General features: G+C 65.1%; 17 protein-coding genes and 1 pseudogene. 14 read left to right on the forward strand and 4 right to left on the reverse strand.

Translation table 11 applies throughout. The annotated features are described in order from the left end of the window. The coding region (locus EOA24_RS05970; RefSeq protein ID WP_133374467.1) for an ATP-binding protein at window positions 1–1,418 on the reverse strand (1,418 nt) is incomplete at its 3' end. Between the two features lie 286 nt (window positions 1,419–1,704). Between EOA24_RS05970 and EOA24_RS05975 the strand changes: the two genes are divergently transcribed. After that, complete coding sequence (locus EOA24_RS05975; RefSeq protein ID WP_112126404.1) at window positions 1,705–1,959, forward strand: hypothetical protein; 255 nt, start codon at window positions 1,705–1,707, stop codon at window positions 1,957–1,959. Window positions 1,960–2,038: 79 nt separating this feature from the next. Here the strand turns inward: EOA24_RS05975 and EOA24_RS05980 are convergent, their stop codons facing one another. After that, a complete protein-coding gene (locus EOA24_RS05980; protein WP_126081236.1) occupies window positions 2,039–2,521 on the reverse strand; it encodes a hypothetical protein in 483 nt (160 codons plus the stop codon). Window positions 2,522–2,664: 143 nt separating this feature from the next. On the opposite strand from EOA24_RS05980, the gene EOA24_RS05985 reads away from it, so the two are divergent. Both EOA24_RS05985 and EOA24_RS05990 read left to right on the forward strand, forming a co-directional pair. Then, complete coding sequence (locus tag EOA24_RS05985; RefSeq protein ID WP_189343068.1) at window positions 2,665–3,069, forward strand: RidA family protein; 405 nt, start codon at window positions 2,665–2,667, stop codon at window positions 3,067–3,069. 25 nt (window positions 3,070–3,094) lie between these two features. Then, on the forward strand, window positions 3,095–4,333 hold the full coding sequence (locus tag EOA24_RS05990; RefSeq protein ID WP_126081234.1) for an amidohydrolase/deacetylase family metallohydrolase: 1,239 nt from the start codon (window positions 3,095–3,097) through the stop codon (window positions 4,331–4,333). Between the two features lie 45 nt (window positions 4,334–4,378). Here EOA24_RS05990 and EOA24_RS05995 read toward each other — a convergent pair whose 3' ends face one another. Together EOA24_RS05995 and EOA24_RS06000 are read right to left on the reverse strand one after the other, a co-directional pair. Beyond that, window positions 4,379–6,169, reverse strand: a complete 1,791-nt coding sequence (locus EOA24_RS05995) for an NAD(P)/FAD-dependent oxidoreductase (protein WP_127409665.1) — start codon at window positions 6,167–6,169, stop codon at window positions 4,379–4,381. Between the two features lie 197 nt (window positions 6,170–6,366). Continuing rightward, entirely contained in the window at window positions 6,367–7,314 is a 948-nt protein-coding gene (locus EOA24_RS06000; RefSeq protein ID WP_126081232.1) for a MurR/RpiR family transcriptional regulator, read from the reverse strand. Window positions 7,315–7,589: 275 nt separating this feature from the next. Here EOA24_RS06000 and EOA24_RS06005 point away from each other — a divergent pair. From EOA24_RS06005 to EOA24_RS06055, 11 genes and pseudogenes are all read left to right on the forward strand, one after another. Beyond that, a pseudogene (locus tag EOA24_RS06005) lies at window positions 7,590–8,422 on the forward strand (ABC transporter ATP-binding protein). Then, entirely contained in the window at window positions 8,419–9,267 is an 849-nt protein-coding gene (locus EOA24_RS06010) for an ABC transporter permease (RefSeq protein WP_126081230.1), read from the forward strand. Before EOA24_RS06005 ends, EOA24_RS06010 begins: the two are co-directional and overlap by 4 nt. Before the next feature lie 80 nt (window positions 9,268–9,347). Next, window positions 9,348–10,520 (forward strand): ABC transporter substrate-binding protein, encoded by a 1,173-nt coding sequence (locus EOA24_RS06015; RefSeq protein WP_126081229.1) that lies wholly within the window; start codon window positions 9,348–9,350, stop codon window positions 10,518–10,520. Between the two features lie 75 nt (window positions 10,521–10,595). Then, window positions 10,596–11,687: a Gfo/Idh/MocA family oxidoreductase gene (locus EOA24_RS06020; protein ID WP_126081228.1), complete on the forward strand. Its 1,092-nt coding sequence runs from the start codon at window positions 10,596–10,598 to the stop codon at window positions 11,685–11,687. A gap of 271 nt (window positions 11,688–11,958) precedes the next feature. After that, a complete protein-coding gene (locus EOA24_RS06025; RefSeq protein ID WP_245501763.1) occupies window positions 11,959–13,326 on the forward strand; it encodes an amidase in 1,368 nt (455 codons plus the stop codon). Window positions 13,327–13,808: 482 nt separating this feature from the next. Continuing rightward, on the forward strand, window positions 13,809–13,898 hold the full coding sequence (locus EOA24_RS06030; RefSeq protein ID WP_126081227.1) for a K(+)-transporting ATPase subunit F: 90 nt from the start codon (window positions 13,809–13,811) through the stop codon (window positions 13,896–13,898). A 33-nt stretch (window positions 13,899–13,931) separates the two neighbouring features. Next, entirely contained in the window at window positions 13,932–15,635 is a 1,704-nt protein-coding gene (kdpA, locus tag EOA24_RS06035; RefSeq protein ID WP_127409666.1) for a potassium-transporting ATPase subunit KdpA, read from the forward strand. Further along, entirely contained in the window at window positions 15,619–15,873 is a 255-nt protein-coding gene (locus tag EOA24_RS06040) for a hypothetical protein (RefSeq protein ID WP_245501764.1), read from the forward strand. The genes kdpA and EOA24_RS06040 overlap by 17 nt, the downstream gene beginning before the upstream one ends. After that, window positions 15,870–17,963, forward strand: a complete 2,094-nt coding sequence (kdpB, locus tag EOA24_RS06045) for a potassium-transporting ATPase subunit KdpB (RefSeq protein WP_127409667.1) — start codon at window positions 15,870–15,872, stop codon at window positions 17,961–17,963. The genes EOA24_RS06040 and kdpB overlap by 4 nt, the downstream gene beginning before the upstream one ends. A gap of 12 nt (window positions 17,964–17,975) precedes the next feature. Beyond that, window positions 17,976–18,539 carry a potassium-transporting ATPase subunit KdpC gene (gene kdpC / locus EOA24_RS06050; protein WP_127409668.1) on the forward strand — a complete coding sequence of 188 codons (564 nt, stop codon included), beginning with the start codon at window positions 17,976–17,978 and terminating at the stop codon, window positions 18,537–18,539. Between the two features lie 51 nt (window positions 18,540–18,590). After that, a partial coding sequence (locus tag EOA24_RS06055) for a sensor histidine kinase KdpD (protein ID WP_133374468.1) occupies window positions 18,591–20,637 on the forward strand: 2,047 nt, incomplete at its 3' end.

The raw sequence follows: 20,637 nt of genomic DNA on the forward strand, positions 1-20,637 counted from the left end.
ACTGTGCGTCGCCCTGTGCCGTCGACCTGACAGACGATGAGGCCCTGCTCCTCGATATAGTCGAGCAGCCGCCGCGCGCGGCGCAGCGAATGCGAGCCGTAGGCCCGCGCAATCGCCGCGTCGCTCGGGCAAGGCCAGCCTTCCTTGGCGGCGCGGGCGATCATCATGAACACGCCCTGCATGTCCTCGGGCAGCAGCGAGGCGCGCACGGAGACGTCCCGCCAGGCATCGTCCTCGGCCATGTCGGAGCCGACGCCGGCACGCGCCCTGGTCAGCATTCGGCGGAATTCCGGAAGATCGGGCACCACCGAGGCAAGCCCTTCGATGCGGCAGCGGACCACGAACTCCTGATAGAGCACGCCGATGACGCGGAAACCCGCATCAGGCTCGGCCAGAATGGCGCGCAGGATGCGGTCCATGCGCTCGCGCCGTTCGGCCAGGTCCTCGGCGCTGGGCTGCGGCTCGGCCGGCTCAGGGCGTATCTCCAGCGGCGCGGCCTTGGCTGCCATCAGCTGGTCGAGGAGATCCGGCGAAGGCCGGCGCTGCGGCCTGACCGTCTCCGGTGGCGGCGCGGCAAGGATGATCGAGCGCGCATCCTCCAACGCCGCTTCCGGCAGCGGCATCAGCCGCGGCGTGCCGTTGCGCGGGCTGGTCTCGGTCTGGCCGATGCGCACGCCGAGCGGGCGGCGCGACAAAGCGGGCCCAAGCGCCATGAAATGCCCGCGCTCCAGGTCGCGGAAGGCTTCGGCCTGGCGCCGCTCCATGCCGAGCAGGTCGGCCGCGCGCGCCATGTCGATGTCGAGAAAGGTGCGGCCCATCAGGAAGTTGGAGGCTTCCGCCGCGACGTTCTTGGCGAGCTTCGCCAGCCGCTGCGTGGCGATGATGCCGGCCAGCCCGCGCTTGCGGCCGCGGCACATCAGATTGGTCATGGCGCCGAGCGAAAGCTTGCGCGCCTCGTCCGAAACCTCGCCGGCGGCGGCGGGCGCGAAGAGCTGCGCCTCGTCGACGACCACCAGCATCGGGTACCAGTGGTCGCGCGCGACCTCGAACAGCCCGCCGAGGAAAGCCGCTGCGCGCCGCATCTGGTTCTCGGCGTCGAGCCCCTCGAGATTGAGCACCGTCGAGACGCGGTGGATGCGCGCGCGCTCGCCCGCCGCCTGCAGACCGCGCTCGGTATGCTCCTCGGCGTCGATCACCAGATGTCCAAAGCGTTCACCCAGCGACACGAAATCGCCTTCGGGGTCGATGATGGTCTGCTGCACCCAGGGCGCGCTCTGTTCGAGCAGCCGGCGCAGCAGATGCGACTTGCCGGAACCCGAATTGCCCTGCACCAGCAGGCGGGTCGCCAGCAATTCCTCAAGGTCGAGGGCCGCCGGCGCGCCTGCGCTCGTCTGCCCCATCTCGATTGCAACCGTCATATTTCGACTCAGAACGCCTCCATGCGCGCAAGCGGGCTTATCAACCGAAGCTGGGCACGTCGAGCATGGCCGCGCACCGCCGGGCGGTGTTCCACATCTAAGGGCGAGCGTGCTCGTCCCCATGGGCGAGCGTCGGCTCGCCCCATGCGCGAGCGTGAGCTCGTCCCTACACGGCGGATGGCGGCAGGCTGTCGCCATCGGCACTGGTCGGACCACCATTTCGCTGGCGCAATCCAGCCATTGGCGTATCATCTTTCGAGGGAGGGTTCATGGCAGGAGGAGGCCAATGAACGTCGCTGCGGAAGTGCCCGTCATGGATCCGACGGTGCAAGACCTTGTTTCGTCTGCCCTTTCGAAGTTTCGCGCCGGCGACACCGTGTCCACACGCGCCATGCTCGATGCCATACGCCATGCCGATCCATCCTGCGAGGACAGCGATGACCATCTGGTTGAGCTGATCGTGATGGCCGCCGTTGGTAAGACCATGGGTGTCGTGTTCGACCACCGCTCGCCCGATGAGCGGTTGCCGCGGCTGTCATAGGCTCTGAAGCGTTTGCCTGCGTATGTGAGCACCGGAAGCGCGGGAGCCCGCCGTTTGTAGGCCGGCCTCACGGCACGCTTTAGCCCAATGGATGCGGCATGTAACCGACGAAGCCCGCGATCTTCCAGCGGCCGCCGACCTTGCGGCAGAAATAGAGCGTCTGCCATTTCAGCCGGTCGACGCCGCCATCGGCCTTGGCGACGGAACCGTCGAACTTCTTGTGCAGCACCGCGCGATCGCCGTCGACATCTATGTCGCGCATGTTGGTGACACGAAACAGCGCCTCGCGCAGCGGCTCGGCGAATTTTGTCGCCGCAGTTTCCTTGGCCTGGCGCAGCCATTCGTCGCGATAGACCTCCAGCTTCGGGAACTGCAGCCGCCACGCATCGGCATTGGCGAGGAAATGCGCGTGCATGCCGAAGAAGCTCTCAGCGATGAAATCGTCCTCGACCATCGACCAGTCCTGTCCGAGGAAGGCATCGATGTCGCGCCGCACCAGCATTTCCCAAAGCGCGTGGCGGTCGGCATCGCCTTCCGGGAAGGGGTTCTTATCGAAGGTCATGCTGGATCTCCCTCATATCGCGGCCGAAGGCGGCGTCGAGCGCAAGATGCTCAGGCTTCTGTAATAAAGCAACATGGATTTCGAAAAAATGTTGCTTTCCGACATCGCCTCTATGAGGATCGTGCCGACAGGCGTAGACGGCTATGCGACCGGTTACGTTCAAACGCCAAGAGGAGACTCACTTGCCCAAGCAATGCTTTGGAAAATCGCATGTCCCGCTCTCGCCCGCCGTGCGCGCCGGCGATTTCGTCTATGTCTCCGGCCAGGTGCCGGTGGGCAGCGACGGGCTGGTGGTGAAGGGCGGCATCGCCGAGCAGACCGAGCAGGTGCTGCAGAACGTCAAGGCGGCGCTGGCGCTGGCCGGCTGCGGCATGGACGATGTGGTCAAGACCACCGTCTGGCTGGAGGACGCGCGCGATTTCGGCACCTTCAACACCGTCTATGCGAAGCATTTCCCAAACGACCCGCCGGCGCGCACCACGGTCGAGTCGCGCCTGATGATCGACATCAAGATCGAGGTCGAGGCCGTCGCCTACCGGCCGGTCTGATCGCGCTACAAAACCGGAGGTACCGATGCAGTTCGATCTCCTGATCAAGGGCGGGCGCGTGATCGATCCCGCATCGGGCCTGGACGCGCAGCGCGACGTCGCCATTGCCGATGGCCGCGTCGCCGCGATCGAGGCGGCCATCGATGCCGAACATACCGCGCAGGTGGTCGATGCCAGGGACTGCATCGTCACGCCCGGCCTCGTCGACCTGCACAGCCATGTCTATTGGGGCGGCACCTCGCTCGGTGTCGATGCCGACCGGCTGGCCGCCAAGAGCGGCACCACCACCTTCGTCGATGCCGGCAGCGCCGGTGCCGGCAATTTCCTCGGCTTTCGCCGCCATGTCATCGAGCGCTCGAAGGTCCGCATCCTCGCTTACGTCAACATTTCCTTTGCCGGCATATTCGGCTTCGCCAAGACCGTATCGGTCGGCGAATGCAGCGACCTCAGGCTCTGCGAGCCGCGCGAGACGGTGGCCGCGGTGCGCGAGCACACCGATCTCGTCGTCGGCGTGAAAGTCCGCTCCGGCAAGCATGCCGGCGGTACCAGCGGCATCGCCCCGGTCGATCTCGCGCTCGAAGCCGCTGACAAGGTCGGCTTGCCGCTGATGGCGCATATCGACGAACCGCCGCCGGGCCGTTCGGAAGTGCTGCCCAGGCTGCGCCGCGGCGACATCCTCACCCACTGCTTCCGGCCATTCCCCAACGCCCCGGTCTTCGCCTCGGGCACGGTGCGGCCGGACATGCGGCTCGCGCGCGAGCGCGGCGTCATCTTCGACATCGGCCACGGCATGGGCTCCTTCGACTTCGAGGTGGCGAAGGCGATGCTCGCCGAGGGTCTCGCGCCCGACGTCATATCGAGCGACGTTCACCTCTACTGCGTCGACGGCCCGGCCTTCGACATGCTGGTCTGCATGTCGAAGCTCATGGCGCTCGGCATGCCGCTGGTCGAGGTGCTGCGCGCCGCGACGGTGAATCCCGCGCAGGCGATCGCCCGACCCGAGCTCGGTGCGCTGAAGGTCGGCGGCATCGGCGACGTTGCGGTGCTGCGGCTCCAGCCCGGCCGCTTCACCTTCGTCGATGCTGTCGGGGCGTCATTGATCGCGGACCAGCGCCTGGTGTCCAACGGCATTGCCATCGGCGGCAAATGGTGGCCAAACGAAGCGCCCGACCACGACGAGACCGAACGCTTCGAAGCGCATGCGCATCACACGCATGTGGATGTGGCGGCCAGGCATCTTGGCCCCTCAAAATCGTCGTTCTAGGGTCTACGTACCGCCTCGCGTCGCACCGCCCCAGGATAACAAACGCTAGGTTCGCGAATTACTCGGCTCGCCATAAACAGGCGTCGCAATTCCTTCCATCCGCGCCTTCAGCTGCAGCGCCACATATTTCGAATAGAAGCGCGACAGCGCCAGATTGCCACCGTGGAACCACAGCCCCTCCTGCGCCGTCGGCTTCCACATGTTGCGCAACTCGCCCTGCCAGGGACCGGGGTCGCCCTTCACGCCGGAGCCGAGGCCCCAGCACGGACCGACCTTGTCGGCGACCTCGCGTGAGACGACAGCGGCAACCGTCTCGTTCATCGACTGATAACCGGTGCAGCAGACGATCGCATCGACTTCCAATTCGCTGCCGTCCTCGAACAGGATGCCGTTCGGCGTCAGCGACTTGATGCCGACGCCGCTTTTGACTTTGATCTCGCCGTTCAGGATCAGCTCGCAGGCGCCGACATCGATGTAATAGCCCGAGCCGGTGCGATAGGCCTTCATCAAGAGCCCGGTCTCGTCTTCGCCGAAATCGATGGAGAAGCCGCTGTCGCTGAGACGCGTGTAGAAATCCCCGTCTCGCGCCCTGATCACGTCATAGAGCGCGCGCTGGCCCTTGGGCACCAAAGCGAAGGGCGTGGAAGGCACGATCATATCGGCCTTGTCGGTGGTGATGCCGCGCGCCAGCGCCTTCTCGGAAAAGATCTCGAAGCCGACATCCATAAGCGTATCGGATTTCACCACGGTCGTCGGCGAGCGCTGCACCATGGTGACCTTGGCGCCTGCTTCCCACAGGTCGACGCTGACATCGTGGCCGGAGCTTGCAGCACCGATCACCGCGACGCGTTTGCCGCGGAACTTCTCGCCGGTGGAATACTGGCTGGAATGCAAAAGCTCGCCCTTGAAGCTGTCGACGCCCGGCAATTCGATCCGCCGCGGCGGCCCGTAGGCGCCGGTGGCGAAGACGATGTGCTTCGGCTTCAGCGTGACGCGCTGGCCGACGCGGTCGACCACCACGGTCCAGACCTTTTCGGCCTCGTCATAGGCAGCGCTGATGCATTTGGTGGCCACCCAATAGTTCAGCTCCATGACGCGCGTGTACATTTCCAGCCAGTCGCCCATCTTGTCCTTGGGCGTGAAGACCGGCCAGTTTTCCGGGAACGGAATGTAGGGCAGATGGTCATACCAGACCGGGTCGTGCAGCACGAGCGAGCGGTAGCGGTTGCGCCAGGAATCGCCGGCGCGCGCATTCTTCTCGATGATGAGCGTCGGAACGCCGAGCTGCCGCAGCCGGGCGCCGAGCATGATGCCGCCCTGCCCGCCGCCGATCACCAGGCAATAGGGCTGCTCGTGCACGCCGAGATCGCGCGCCTCACGCGCTCTCGCTTCGGCCCAGGTCTCGCGCTTGGGGTCGGCCTTGTGGCGGATGCCGAGCGGCCGCGCCGGGCCCTTTTGCTCCTCGAAACCCTTGAGCTCGCTCATCGCCGTGAACAGCGTACGGCAGCGGCCATCCTTGAGCCGCAGGATCCCCTCGCCCCGCGCCACCCCAGTCTCGAACGTGAACCAAGCCTCGACGATGCCGTCGTCGACGCTCGGCTCGCCGGTCAGGTGCCAATGTGATGGCTGCGCCAGCGACAGCGTGGCCTTCAGCATCTCGCGGATCGCGGCCTGCCCCTCCATGGTCTTTATGTTCCATGTGAAGGTCAAAAGATCGCGCCAGTAGCAATCCTCCGCAAAGAGGTTCGTCGCCGCCTCGATATCGCCCGCCTCCAGCGCCCGGCCGAATGAGCCGAGCCAGGTTGCCGCCTGTTGCGATGGTGCGATGTCGAGCATTTTTCTTCGTTCCCTTTTTCAGTTCGAAATCCGGCGGCGCCTTCCCCTTCTCCCCTTGTGGGAGAAGGTGTCGCCGAAGGCGACGGATGAGGGGGGCTCCAGGGAAAGCCAGCGTCTCACTCCGCTGGAACACCCCTCATCCGTCTCGGCGCTATCGCGCCGATCCACCTTCATCCACAAGGGGAGAAGGATAGTCGCTAATCCCCGAGCGGCTCCATCTCCTTGCCCGTCCGATGGATCTGCGCGTTGTATTTGATCCGGCGCACCGTCTCGCGCGCCGGACCGTCAATCTTGTAGGCTGTCGCCACCGCCAGCAGATCGATGGCCGCCAGGAATGCGTAGCGCGACGCGGTCGGCTTCAGCGTGTCGGGATATTCAGGCACGGCAACCGCCAGCCGTACATCGCAGACGCGGGTCAGCTCGGTGTCCGGCGCCGTCACGCAGATCGCGTTGGCGCGGTAATGCTTGGCGAGCTCTACCGCCTCGATCACCTCGCGTGTGCGCCCTGTGGCCGAGATCGCGATCACCAGATCGCCCGGCTTCAGCGTCGAGGCGGTCATTCGCATCAAATAGGGATCGCTTTGCGCATTGATGGTGATCCCATAGCGGAACAGGCGGTATTGCGTCTCCTGCGCCAGCGCCGACGAGCTGCCGCCGAGGCCGAACACCGTCACCTGCCGCGCCCTGGCGATCAGTTCTGCCGCCTTCTGCAGCTGTCCCGGATCGATCTGCCGCTCCGCCTCCTGCAGCGCGCGTCGCGCCTCGCCGAACACGGCGTTCCAGAACGGCATGCCGCTGTCGCTGTTCGCGGGCTGGGGCTTGGTGGCGAGATAGAGCGCGCCGACGACGAGGCTCTGCGCCAGCTTCAGCTTGAAATCGCGCACGCCCTCGCAGCCGATGGCGCGGCAGAACCGTGTCACCGTCGGCTCGCTGACCCGGGCACGTTGGGCAAGCGCCGAATTGGACGCGTCGACCGCATATTTGACATCGTCGAGCACGACATCGGCGACGCGGCGCTCGGCCGGCCGCAGCTCCGCATAGCTGTCCTTCACCTGCGAGATGATATCGGGAAAGCGCCTGACATGGTCGTGCCGGTCGCCGTCTTCGTCCGCAATTCGCAATGCCTGGCTGTCAGCTTCGGTCATTCGCCAGTCCTCCCCAGCCCGCTTCTGGATCCGTCATCTTCGCGATTATCCGCCCGCTGGCCATAGGCAATCAACCGCGATGAGTATGTAGGAAAGTAACACATACCGCAAGCGGCGATAAATCTGTTTTAAATCAGCACATTAGCTGGTATCTGATTGAACCTGATTGCTTCCGCCGTCTGTCGCCGCTTGACAGTAAAGTAGGATAGTTACAGACTGATTTTGCGGACAGATGGGGCCCTGGGCAACTCATCGCGCAGTCTCCGAGGGGGAGCATGAGTACGGCAAGCGCAAGAACGCCGAAGCTCGGCGTGCAGGCAGCGACCAAGGTCTATCAGACAGGTTCCGGCGATCTTCTGGCGCTGGACCGCTGCAGCCTCGATGTCCAACCCAATGAGATCGTTTCGATCGTCGGCCCTTCCGGCTGCGGCAAGACCACGCTGTTGTGGTCTATGTCGGGCCTGCACCGGCTGACCGGCGGCGCGATCCTGCTCGACGGCAAGGAGGTCACTGGACCGCGCCCCGAGATCGGCATCGTCTTCCAGGAAGCGAACCTCCTGCCCTGGCGCAATCTCGACGCCAACATAAACTTCCCCTTCGAGATCAAGGGCGAGAAGCCCGACCGCGCCTGGATCGCCCATCTCTTGCACCGCGTCGGGCTGGATGGCTCGGCGGCAAATTCCCGCGCGAGCTTTCCGGCGGCATGCAGCAGCGCGCCGCGATCGTGCGCGCGCTGGCGCTGAAGCCTTCCGTGCTTTTGATGGACGAACCCTTCGGCGCTCTCGACAGTTTTACCCGCGAGGAGATGAACCGCCTTGTCGAGGAGATCTGGCTCGACACCAAGACCACCATCGTCTTCATCACCCACAGCATCGAGGAAGCTATCTTCCTCTCCGATCGCGTCGTGGTGCTGACCACGCGGCCCGGCCGCGTCGCCAAGATCTACGACGTGCCGTTCGCGCGCCCGCGTTCGCTGGAGATCATGGCGACGAAGGAGGTCTTCGACCTCACCAACCGCATCAAGATGGACATCGTCGGCGAGCGTAGGCCGCAGGCCCAGGAACAGCCGGAGCACAAGAGCGCTGAAATCGTGAGGATCAGGCCGTGAGCGGAGGCGACGCCATTCCGGAATTCTCGAAGGCCAAATCCGGAGACGGGCAGGACGTCAGCCTGACCAATCTTTCGGCCTTCGCCAGCGGTCCCGGCATCAAGTCCGGAGCCGAGGTGGCGGCGATCCTTGCCGTGGCGGTGGTCATCATCGGCGGCATTGAGCTGGCGCTACGCCTCTTCCACGTGCCGCAATATATCATGCCGCCGCCGAGCTCGATCGTTTACGCGCTGTTCGACGAGTTCCCGCTGATCGCGCCGCATCTCGGCTACACGCTGGTCGAGCTTGTCTCAGGCTTCGCCATCGGCGCCATCGTCGGCCTGGTGATGGCGGCGGTGATCACGCAGTTTCCCTTCGCCGAGAAGATCGTCGCGCCTTACATCCTGATCCTGGTCACCACGCCGATGCTGGCGCTGGTGCCTTTGCTCATCCTGCGCTTCGGCTTCGGCTACACGCCGCGCATCATCGCGGTCGCTCTGGCCGCCGGCCCGATGGTGATGATCAACGCAGCGACCGGCTTCCGCCGTGTCGACAGCGCCAAGATCGCCTTGGCCCGCTCCTATGGCGCAAGCACGCTGCAGATCTTCTGGAAGATCCGCGCGCCGATGGCGCTGCCGATGATCTTGGTCGGGCTGATGATCGGCGCGATCTTCGGCCTGCTCACCGCCGTCGGCGCCGAGATGGTCGGCGGCGGCTTCGGCCTCGGCAACCGGCTGACTTCCTATTCGTCGATGATCCAGATGCCGCAATTCTTCGCCGTGGTGTTGATCCTCTCGACGCTCGGCATCCTGATCTACGTGCTGTTCTTCCTGATCGGCAAGAAGTGGGCGAGCTGGGAGACCTGACCAACAGGCAAAATCACGCCCGGGAGGCGGGCGAAGGCAAGGCAAGCGATCAATAAGGGCAATCAACAAAGGGGAATGCCATGACCAACGACAATCCGATCCATTCCAGCGTCCCGGCCGGCATCAGCCGCCGCTACTTCCTGCAGGTGACGGCGGCCGGCGTCGTGACCGCCACCGCGCTCGGCGCATCCGGCCTGAGGGCCAGGGCGGCGGCCTATGAGAAATTCACCTGGATCTCGCCGCGCGGCACGCTCGAAGTGCTTGACGACTATCCCTACTGGTCGGCGAAGAAGGCCGGCTATTTCGGCGACCTCGCCACCGACATGCAGCCCGGCCCTTCGGATGGCACCGCGACGGTGAAATTCGTCGATGTCGGCCAGGCCGACATGGGCTTCCCCTCGCCCGGCGTCTTCTCCTTCGCCATTCAAAACGGCATGAAGCTGAAGTCCGTCTTCCACATGGGCGCGCGCGATACTTTCAGCCTCGCCTTCCGCAAGGGCCAGGGCACCAACAACCTGAAGGACCTCGAAGGCAAGACCATTCTGCTCGGCTCCGCCGCCTGGCAGGCGATCGTCGATCCGCTGCTGGCGGCCCAGGGCGTCGACATCAAGAAGGTGAAATATGTCGAGGCCGGCTGGCCGACCTGGGGCACCGCGCTGGCCGGCGGCCAGGGCGATGCGGCGCTTTCCTGGGAAGGCTTGCGCGCCGAATGGATCGCCAAGGGACTCGACTTCGAGTACTGGCTCGGCGTCAAGAACTCCAAGCTGCCGGCCAACACCTTCGTCGTACGCGCCGCCGACCTCGAGGATGCCGATAAGAAGGCCTTCCTGGAGAAGTATCTGCGCGGCTGGGCGATGGGCCTCGAGTTCGGCTACCAGAATCCGCGCGCCGCGGTCGAAGCCGTGTTCGAGCAGTTCCCGACCTTGGCCAAGAACCTCGGCCCCGAGCTCGGCACCACTTCGATCCTGCAGCAGATCAACGTCTTCCGCGGCGACATGGACAAGCGCGGCGGCTGGGGCTCGCATGACATGGCGAGCTGGCAGGGCTTCTTCGACGAGATCCTCAAGATCGGCCAGATCAGCGCGCCGGTGAAGGCCGAGGACGTCTGCACCAACGATCTGATCCCGGCCGCCAACGATTTCGACAAGGCCAAGGTCAAGGCCGATGCCGACGGCGTCAAACTGTCGGAAGGCTTTGCCGCGCTCGATGTCGACAAGATCAAGGCGCACCTGTTCGATTCGGCGGTGAAGTAACGCGACTGCCATGACCACCGGGCGGCGCGAGGCGCCGCCCGCAATTCCGTTTAAAGAGCATTGGGGGAGGCTTCGATGGCCGACAAGGTGAAAATACTGGTGGTTGGTCTGGGCAATATGGGCGCTTCGCATGCCAGCGCCTATCACCGCTCCGACGGCTTCGAGATCGTCGGCATCATGAGCCGCACCATCAAGAACAACAAGAAGATCCCGAAAGAACTCGCCGGCTACCCGCTCTATGAGGATTTCGACCTGGCGCTGAAGGAGACGAAGCCGGACGCGGTCTCGATCAACAGCTGGCCGAACACGCACGCCGAATACGCGCTGAAGGCGATCGCCGCCAACTGCCATGTCTTCATGGAAAAGCCCCTGGCCACCAACATCGCGGACGCCGAGAAGGTGGTGGCCGCGGCGCGGGCGAAGAACCGCAAGCTGGTGCTGGGCTATATCCTGCGCGTCCACCCGTCCTGGATCAAATTCATCGAGGTCGGCAAGACGCTCGGCAAGCCGCTGGTGATGCGCCTGAACCTCAACCAGCAGAGCAGCGGCACCGCCTGGCATTGGCACAAGAACCTGATCGACTCGCTGATCCCGATCGTCGACTGCGGCGTCCATTATGTCGACGTCATGTGCCAGCTGACCGGCGCCAAGCCGGTGCGCGTGCACGGCATCGGCGCAAAACTCTGGGCCGAGGCCGACAAGCAGAATTACGGCCATTTGCACGTCACCTTCGATGACGGCTCGGTCGGCTGGTACGAGGCCGGCTGGGGTCCGATGATGAGCGAGACGGCCTATTTCGTGAAGGACGTGGTCGGCCCGAAGGGCGCCGTCTCGATCGTCGCCGGCCAGGGAGGGAGCAGCGCCAAGGATGCCGAGGAGGTGTCCGATTCCGCCGACATCGACCGCCACACCAAGACCGACGCGCTGAAGATCCACTATGCACAGGTCGACGGCGACAAGAATTTTGCCAAGCCCGACGAGATCGTCAGCATGGAGGACGAGCCCGGCCATCAAGAGCTTTGCGACCGCGAGCAGGCCTTCTTCCTGCGCGCCATCCGCGAGGACCTCGATTTGACCGAGCAGATGGATGCCGCGGTCAACAGCCTGCGCATCGTGCTGGCGGCCGAACAGAGCATCGCAGAGAAGCGCACCGTCGAGCTGGCGTGAGGTTACCCGATCAGCGGTAGCGCCAGCCCCCTCATCCGGCCGCTTCGCGGCCACCTTCTCCCCGGCGGGGAGAAGAGATTGGCGCCGGCACCGAAAGCCTCCTCTCCCCGCCGGGGAGAGGTCAGCCGAGCGAAGCGGAGGCTGGGTGAGGGTGAGTCTGGGCCAGTTCGCAACTGACGGCACTTGTAAGTGGGAGGAACACATGGCTGCGGTCTAGGAGAGCCTGCTCGAAACTTACACAGATTCCGACGCGCTGGCGCTCGCCGCCCTGGTGAAGCGCGGCGAGGTCGCCCCCGCTGAGCTCGTTGAAGCGGCGATCACCATGATCGAACGCCTCAACGCATCGCTCAATGCTGTCATCCACCGCCTCTACGACATGGCGCGCGCCCAGGCGGCGACGGTGGACAGGAACGCACCCTTCGCCGGCGTGCCCTATCTGCTCAAGGAGCTCGCCTCGTCCTGGAAAGGCGCGCCTCTTACCAACTCCTGCCGCTACCTGAAGGACTTCGTCGCCGATTCCGACAGCGAAGTGGTGCGCCGCATCAAGGCCGCCGGGCTCGTCCTCGTCGGTAAATCCAACGCGCCGGAAAACGGCTGGTCGATCACCACCGAGCCAAAACTTTACGGCGCGACGAAAAACCCGTGGAAGCAAGGCATCACGCCGGGCGGATCGAGCGGCGGCGCTGCCGCCGCGATCGCTTCGCGCATGGTGCCGATCGCCGAGGCCAGCGACGGCGCAGGCTCGATCCGCGTGCCGGCTTCCTGCTGCGGCATTGTCGGCCTGAAGCCTTCGCGCGGCCGCGTCAGCCTCGCGCCCTACGGCGACTATTGGTATGGCGGCGCCTATTTCCTCTGCTGCTCACGCACCGTGCGCGACACCGCCGCCTATCTCGACGCGGTGGCCGGCGCCCTGCCCGGCGACGCCTACACCCCGCCGGTTCCGGCGGAAAGCTGGCTGAACCTCTCCGCACGGGCGCCGAAGAAGCTGCGCATCGGCTTTACCGTCACGCCGCCGAACGGCGCCGCGATAGATCCTGAAGTCAAGCAGACCGTGCTTTCCACGGTCGCCCTGCTCGAACGCCTCGGCCACGACGTCGAGGAGCATGACATGCCGCTCGACGCCGATGCCGCGTGGAAGACCTACACCGACATGACCAACGTGCAGACGGCCGCCACCTTCGGCTTCCTCGAAACGCTGGTCGGCCGCCCCGTGACACCGAACGATCTCGAGCCGGTGACCTGGGCGGTCATCGAGCGCGGCCGCGCGACCAGCGGCATCAAACATGTTTCCGACGTCGAGCAACTGAGGCTGATCGGCCGCGATATCGTCGGCGACCTAAACCCCTATGACATCTTCATCACCCCGACGCTGACGCAGCTGCCGCGCCCGCTCGGCTACTACGACATGTCGGAGACCGATCTCGACCGCTACAACGCCAAATGGGGCGACGCGGTCTTCAACTTCCCCTTCAACATCTCCGGCCTGCCGGCGATCTCGCTGCCGCTCGGGCAATCGGCGGGCGGCGTGCCGATCGGCGTGCAGCTCGTCGGCCGGTACGGCGACGAGGCGTCAGTGCTGGCGCTGTCCACGCAGATAGAAGGGGAGATGCCGTGGAGGGATCGGCAGCCGGGGATTTAGGCGATCACCTTTGTCGGGCAAGGCTATCAACGACCGTTGGGGTCAGCGCAAACGCTGGTGATGAGCTGAAGGCTCATGAACCTCGTCATTCCAAGGCTCCGCCCGTGGATGACGATGCGATAGGTGTCTCGCCCAGTCGCCAAGGCATGGAACCTGCCAACGCACACTAACCAACCGGACCTTCGGACGGCGTCGGCCAAAATCCCTATAAAATTCCTATATCTTTCCCGCCCGCTCCGTCTCGAACCTTTATGGCGATCGGGTCCATATCTCCTTCGAAGAAACGCTTGATCGCCGTCGCCGCCAAGGTGTCGAGCGTCCGCGTGCAGTTTTGAGCCCGCCACCGCGAGCCCGCAAACACAAAGTGGAACAAGGAAGACCTGCCATGGACCTCATCGTTCTCGGGATCGGGATTTTGTTCTTCGCCCTGTCCTTAGCCTACGTCAAAGCCTGCGACAGAATCTGAGCGGAAGGGCCGGATCATGCTTCTCGATTATTTCCTTGGCGGCGCGGTGACCTTGTTCCTGCTCGCCTACCTTACCTACGCCCTCATCCGCCCCGAGCGTTTCTGAACGTTCCGGCGCCAGGCACGGAAAGCCATCACCATGACAATCTACGGCTGGATACAGATCCTTCTCTATTGCGGCATCCTCGTCGCGCTCGTTAAGCCGGTCGGCTTCTATATGCACCGCGTCTTCAACGGCGACCGCACTGTTCTTTCATCGGTTCTGGTTCCGATTGAACGCGGCCTTTATCGCTTAGCTGGCACCAATGAGCGAGAGGAACAACACTGGGCCGTCTACACGACAGGCATGCTGCTCTTCAATCTCGCCGGCTTCCTCGTTCTTTACGCGTTGCAGCGGCTGCAGGGCGTGCTGCCCTACAACCCCGCAGGCATGACCGCGGTCGACCCGCAGCTCGCCTTCAACACCGCCGCGAGCTTCGTCACCAACACCAACTGGCAGAACTACGGCGGCGAAAGCACGATGTCCTATCTCGTGCAGATGGCGGGCCTCACCGTCCAGAATTTCGTCTCGGCCGCCACCGGCATTGCGATTGCAATCGCATTGATCCGCGGCTTCGCTCGTGCCTCGGGCAAGTCGATCGGCAATTTCTGGGTCGATCTGACCCGCTGCACGCTCTACGTGCTCCTGCCGATGTGTATCGTGCTGACGCTGGTCTATGTCTGGCTCGGCATTCCGCAGACGCTTGGGCCCTATGTTGACGCCACCACGCTGGAAGGCGCCAAGCAGACCATCGCACTCGGACCGGTCGCCTCGCAGGTCGCCATCAAGATGCTCGGAACCAATGGCGGCGGCTTCTTCAACGCCAATGCCGCGCATCCGTTCGAGAATCCGGACGCGATCTCCAACTTGATCCAGATGCTGACCATCTTCGTGCTCGGCGCCGGCCTCACCAACGTCTTCGGCCGCATGGTCGGCAGTGAGCGCCAGGGCTGGGCGATCCTCGCCTCGATGGGCGTGCTGTTCATCGCCGGCGTCGTCGTCTGCTATTGGGCCGAGGCCGCCGGCAACCCGCTGGTCCATGCGCTCGGCATCGACGGCGGCAACATGGAAGGCAAGGAGACCCGCTTCGGCATCGCCCTGTCGGCCTTGTTCGCGGTCATCACCACCTCAGCCTCCTGCGGCGCCGTCAACGCCATGCACGATAGCTTCACCGCGCTCGGCGGCATGATCCCGATCATCAACATGCAGCTCGGCGAAGTCATCGTCGGCGGCGTCGGCGCCGGTTTCTACGGCATCCTGATGTTCGTCGTCATCGCCGTCTTCGTCGCCGGTCTGATGGTCGGCCGTACGCCGGAATATCTCGGCAAGAAGATCGAGGCCAGGGAGGTGAAGATGGCGATGCTCGCCATCCTGTGCCTGCCGCTGGCCATGCTGATCTTCACGGCGATCGCCGTGGTCCTGCCGAGCGCCGTGGCCTCGATGGCCAATGGCGGCCCGCACGGCTTCTCCGAGGTGCTCTATGCCTACACGTCGTCCGCCGCGAACAACGGCTCGGCCTTCGGCGGCCTCACCGGCAACACACCCTGGTTCAACTTCACGGGTGCAATCGGCATGCTGATGGGCCGCTTCCTGGTCATCATCCCGGCTCTGGCCATTGCCGGCTCGCTGGCGGCGAAGAAGACCGTGCCCGCTTCGGCCGGCACCTTCCCGACCGACGGCACGCTGTTCGTCGGCCTGCTGGTCGGCGTCATCATCATCGTCGGCGGCCTCACCTTCTTCCCGTCGCTCGCCGTCGGCCCGATCGTCGAGCATCTGGCGATGATCCATGGACAGACCTTCTGAGATGACCATGCCCGGGTTCAACCACATACGTCGGCACGACGGTCACCAGGCCGGTGACGGAGCGCCCGACAACGGAAGGGACGAGAAGCCTCGTCCTTTCCCGACGCTTTCAACCTTTCTCGGCATGGCGGCCGTGCTGTTCGTGCTGTGGCTGCTGGCCACCGGTCTTCCGCACCTCTTCCCGAAGACCGAACACCCGGCGCCGTCCAACATAACCGATACTGGAGCCCAAAAATGAGCCAGTCCAAATCCGCGAGCATTCTGGATGCCCGCATCCTGGTGCCCGCCATCGGCGGCGCCTTCCGCAAGCTGAACCCGCGCACGCTGGTCCGTAATCCGGTGATGTTCGTCGTCGCCGTCGTCTCGGCTCTCACCACCGTTCTGTTCGTCAAGGATCTCATCGCCGGGGGCGGCGATCTCGGCTTCACCCTGCAGATCATCATCTGGCTGTGGTTCACCGTGCTGTTCGCGAATTTCGCCGAGGCCGTCGCCGAAGGCCGCGGCAAGGCGCAGGCCGACTCGCTGCGCAAGGCGCGCACCGAGATTCAGGCCAAGCTGCTCAGCAACGGCGACCGCGCGAAATTCAAGCTGGTGCCGGGCACCAGCCTGAAGGTCGGCGATGTCGTGCTGGTCGAGGCCGGCGACATCATCCCGTCCGACGGCGAGGTGATCGAAGGCGTGGCCTCCGTCAACGAGGCGGCGATCACCGGCGAATCCGCGCCCGTCATCCGCGAATCCGGCGGCGACCGTTCGGCCGTCACCGGCGGCACCCAGGTGCTGTCCGACTGGATCCGCGTGCGCATCTCCGCCGCCTCCGGCCAGACCTTCCTCGACCGCATGATCTCGCTGGTGGAGGGCGCCGAGCGCCAGAAGACGCCGAACGAGATCGCGCTCAACATCCTGCTCGTCGGCATGACGCTGATCTTCGTGCTGGCGACCGCGACCATCCCGAGCTTCGCCTCCTATTCGGGCGGCTATATCCCGGTGACGATCCTGGTTGCTCTGTTCGTGACGCTGATCCCGACCACGATCGGCGCATTGCTGTCGGCCATCGGCATCGCCGGCATGGACCGGCTGGTGCGCTTCAACGTGCTTGCCATGTCCGGCCGCGCCGTCGAGGCCGCCGGCGACGTCGACACGCTGCTGCTCGACAAGACCGGCACCATCACGCTCGGCAATCGCCAGGCGACCGAGTTCCGTCCGGTCAAGGGCGTCACCGAGCAGGAGCTGGCCGATGCCGCCCAGCTCGCCTCGCTCGCCGACGAGACGCCGGAAGGCCGCTCGATCGTCGTGCTCGCCAAGGAGAAATACGGCATCCGCGCCCGCGACATGGCGACCCTGCACGCAGCCTCGGTGCCCTTCACCGCGCAGACCCGCATGAGCGGCGTCGACATCGACGGCTCGTCGGTGCGCAAGGGTGCCGTCGACGCTGTGCTCAATCACGTCAACCAAGCGACCGCCGCAGCCCACGGCACGCGCCCGACGAGCGACACGATCCGCGATCTCCAGGCCGTTGCCGACGAGATCGCCAAGGCCGGTGGCACCCCACTGGCGGTCGAGCGCGACGGGCGCCTGCTCGGCGTCGTCCACCTCAAGGACATCGTCAAGGGCGGCATATCCGAGCGTTTCGCCGAGTTGCGCAAGATGGGCATCCGCACGGTGATGATCACCGGCGACAACCCGCTGACCGCGGCCGCCATCGCCGCCGAGGCCGGCGTCGACGACTTCCTTGCCCAGGCGACGCCTGAGAACAAGCTGTCGCTGATCCGCGAGGAGCAGGCCAAGGGCAAGCTGGTCGCCATGTGCGGCGACGGCACCAATGACGCTCCGGCGCTCGCCCAAGCCGATGTCGGCGTCGCCATGAACACCGGCACGGTCGCCGCGCGCGAGGCCGGCAACATGGTCGACCTCGACAGCGACCCGACCAAGCTGATCGAGATCGTCGAGATCGGCAAGGCGCTGTTGATGACGCGCGGCTCGCTGACGACCTTCTCGATCGCCAACGACGTGGCCAAGTACTTCGCCATCATCCCGGCGATGTTCGCGGTCTTCTATGTCGCGCCCGGTCAGTCCACCGGTCCGCTGCAGGCGCTCAACATCATGCATCTGGCGACGCCGCAGAGCGCCATCCTGTCGGCCATCATCTTCAATGCGCTGATCATCATCGCGCTGATCCCGCTGTCGCTGAAAGGCGTGAAATATCGTGCCATCGGCGCCGGCTCGCTGCTCACCCGCAACCTGCTCGTCTACGGCCTCGGCGGCATCATCGTGCCTTTCGTCGGCATCAAGGCGATCGACCTGATCGTCACGGCCCTCGGCCTCGCATAAGGATTTATCCCGATGTTCAAGCAACTCAGACCCGCTATCGTCATGATCGTCTTCTTCACGGCGCTGACCGGCCTGATCTATCCGATCGGCATGACCGGCATTGCCCAGGCGCTGTTCCCGAACCAGGCCAATGGCAGCCTGATCGAGAAGGATGAAAAGGTCATCGGCTCCAGCCTGATCGGCCAGGCCTTTGCCGGCGACCGCTATTTCCACGGCCGGCCGTCGGCCGCCGGCGACGGCTACAATGCGACGGCCTCCAGCGGCTCGAACCTCGGCCCGACAAACGCGAAACTGATCGACCGCATCAAGGGTGACGCCGAGAAGCTGAAGGCCGAGAACCCGAACGCGCCGGTGCCGATGGACCTCGTCACGACCTCCGGCAGCGGCCTCGATCCCGACATCAGCCCCGAGGCCGCCTATTTCCAGGTGCCGCGCGTCGCCAAGGCCCGCGGCGTTGACGAGGCCAAGGTCAAGGCGCTCGTCGACGGCCATGTCGAGGCTCGCGAGCTTGGCGTCCTCGGCGAGCCGGTGGTCAATGTGCTGGCGCTGAACCTAGCGCTGGACGAGCTGAAGTGATCCACGCGCCGGGGATCGACACGGTCCCCGGCGCAATCCATGATTGGACTGATGCCCGACGACCGGACCGACTCCGAGAACCGCCCCTCCCCCGACGCGCTGCTGGAGCATGCCGAGCGCGAGGGCCGCGGCCGCCTGCGCATATTCCTTGGCGCGGCACCTGGCGTCGGCAAGACCTACGAGATGCTGATGGCGGGCCGCGCCCGCCGCGCCGACGGCGTCGATGTGGTCATCGGCATCGTCGAGACGCATGGCCGCAAGGAAACCCAGGCGCTGGTCGACGGCTACGAGGTGATCCCGCGCCGACTGGTCGACTATCGCGGCCAGACCTTGGAAGAGATGGACATCGACGCCATCCTGAGGCGCCGCCCCGACCTCGTCCTTGTCGACGAGCTTGCCCACACCAACGCGCCAGGCAGCCGGCATCCTAAGCGCTATCTCGACGTCCAGGAGATCCTGGCGCAAGGCATCGACGTCTACACCACGCTGAATATCCAGCATGTCGAGAGCCTGAACGACGTCGTCGCCCAGATCACCCGCGTCAGGGTGCGCGAGACGGTCCCCGATTCCATCATCGACGAGGCCGACGACATCGAGGTCATCGATCTCACCCCCGACGACCTCATCAAGCGGCTGCACGACGGCAAGGTCTATTTCCCCAACACCGCCCAGCGCGCCATCGAGAATTATTTCTCGCCGGGCAATCTGACGGCGCTGCGCGAGCTGGCGCTGCGCCGCACCGCCCAGCGCGTCGACGAACAGCTGCTCAACCATATGCAGTCGCACGCCATTCCGGGCCCCTGGGCGGCCGGCGAGCGCGTGCTCGTCTGCGTCGACTCGCAGCCTGGCGGCGCGGCCCGCATCCGCTATGCGCGCCGGCTCGCCGACCGGCTGCGCGCGCCCTGGACGGCGCTTCACATCGACACGCCGCGTTTGGCCGGCATGTCCGAGGAAGACAAGGACCGGCTGGCCAGGAACCTGCGCCTTGCCGAGCAGCTGGGCGCCGAGATCACCACCCTCCCCGGCCAGAACGTCGCCCAGGACATCGTGCGCCACGCGACGGCCAACAATTTTACCCATATCGTCATCGGCCGGCCTACCCGTTCGCGCTGGCGCGAGCTGATCGAGGGTTCGCTCACCTATGATCTGATCCGCAATGCCGGCGACATCAGCGTCCATGTCATTTCCGGCGCCGAGCGTGATACCGACACGCCCTCGGCGCGGGTCAAGGCCGCGACCGAGCAGAAGCCTTTCCAGATCTGGCCCTATCTGATCTCGACCGTCTATGTCGCCGGCGCGCTGGCCGTCAGCTCGATCCTCGACCAGTTCCTCGACGTGCGCAATCTCGCCAGCGTCCTGCTGCTGGCGGTGCTGACGTCGGCGGTCACCTTCGGGCTCTGGCCGGCGCTCTACGCCTGTTTCCTCTCCGCGCTTGCCTTCAACTTCTTCTTCCTCGAGCCGCGCTACACGCTGACGATCAGGGACCCGGAAAGCATCGTAGCCTTCGCCGTCTTCCTCGTCGTCGCCGTGATCGCCAGCAATCTGACGGCGCGCGTGCAGCGGCAGGCGGTCGCCGCGCGCTCGCGGGCGCGCGCCACCGAGGACATCTACTCCTTTTCCAAGAAGCTCGCCGGCGCCGGCACGCTCGACGACGTGCTGTGGGCCACGGCCTTCCAGATCGCCTCGATGCTGAAGGTCCGGGTCGTGCTGCTTCTGCCGGAAAACGGCACCATCACCGTCAAGGCCGGCTATCCGCCGGACGATACCCTGGCCGAGGCCGATATCGCGGCCGCGCGCTGGGCCTGGGAGCACAACCGCGCAGCCGGCCGCGGCGCCGACACCTTGCCCGGCGCAAAACGCCTCTATCTCCCCTTGCGGACGGGGCGGACGGCGATCGGGGTGGTCGGCCTCGACAATGACAAGCAGGGACCGCTGCTGACGCCCGAGCAGCAACGCTTGCTCGACGCCTTGGCCGACCAGGCCGCCGTGGCCATCGAGCGGGTCCAGCTGGTCGCCGATGTCGACCGCGCCCGGCTTGCGGCCGAAGCGGACCGGTTGCGCTCGGCGCTGCTCACCTCGATCTCGCACGACCTGAAGA

This window comes from Mesorhizobium sp. M2A.F.Ca.ET.039.01.1.1 (genome assembly GCF_003998035.1).
Taxonomy (GTDB): Bacteria; Pseudomonadota; Alphaproteobacteria; order Rhizobiales; family Rhizobiaceae; genus Mesorhizobium.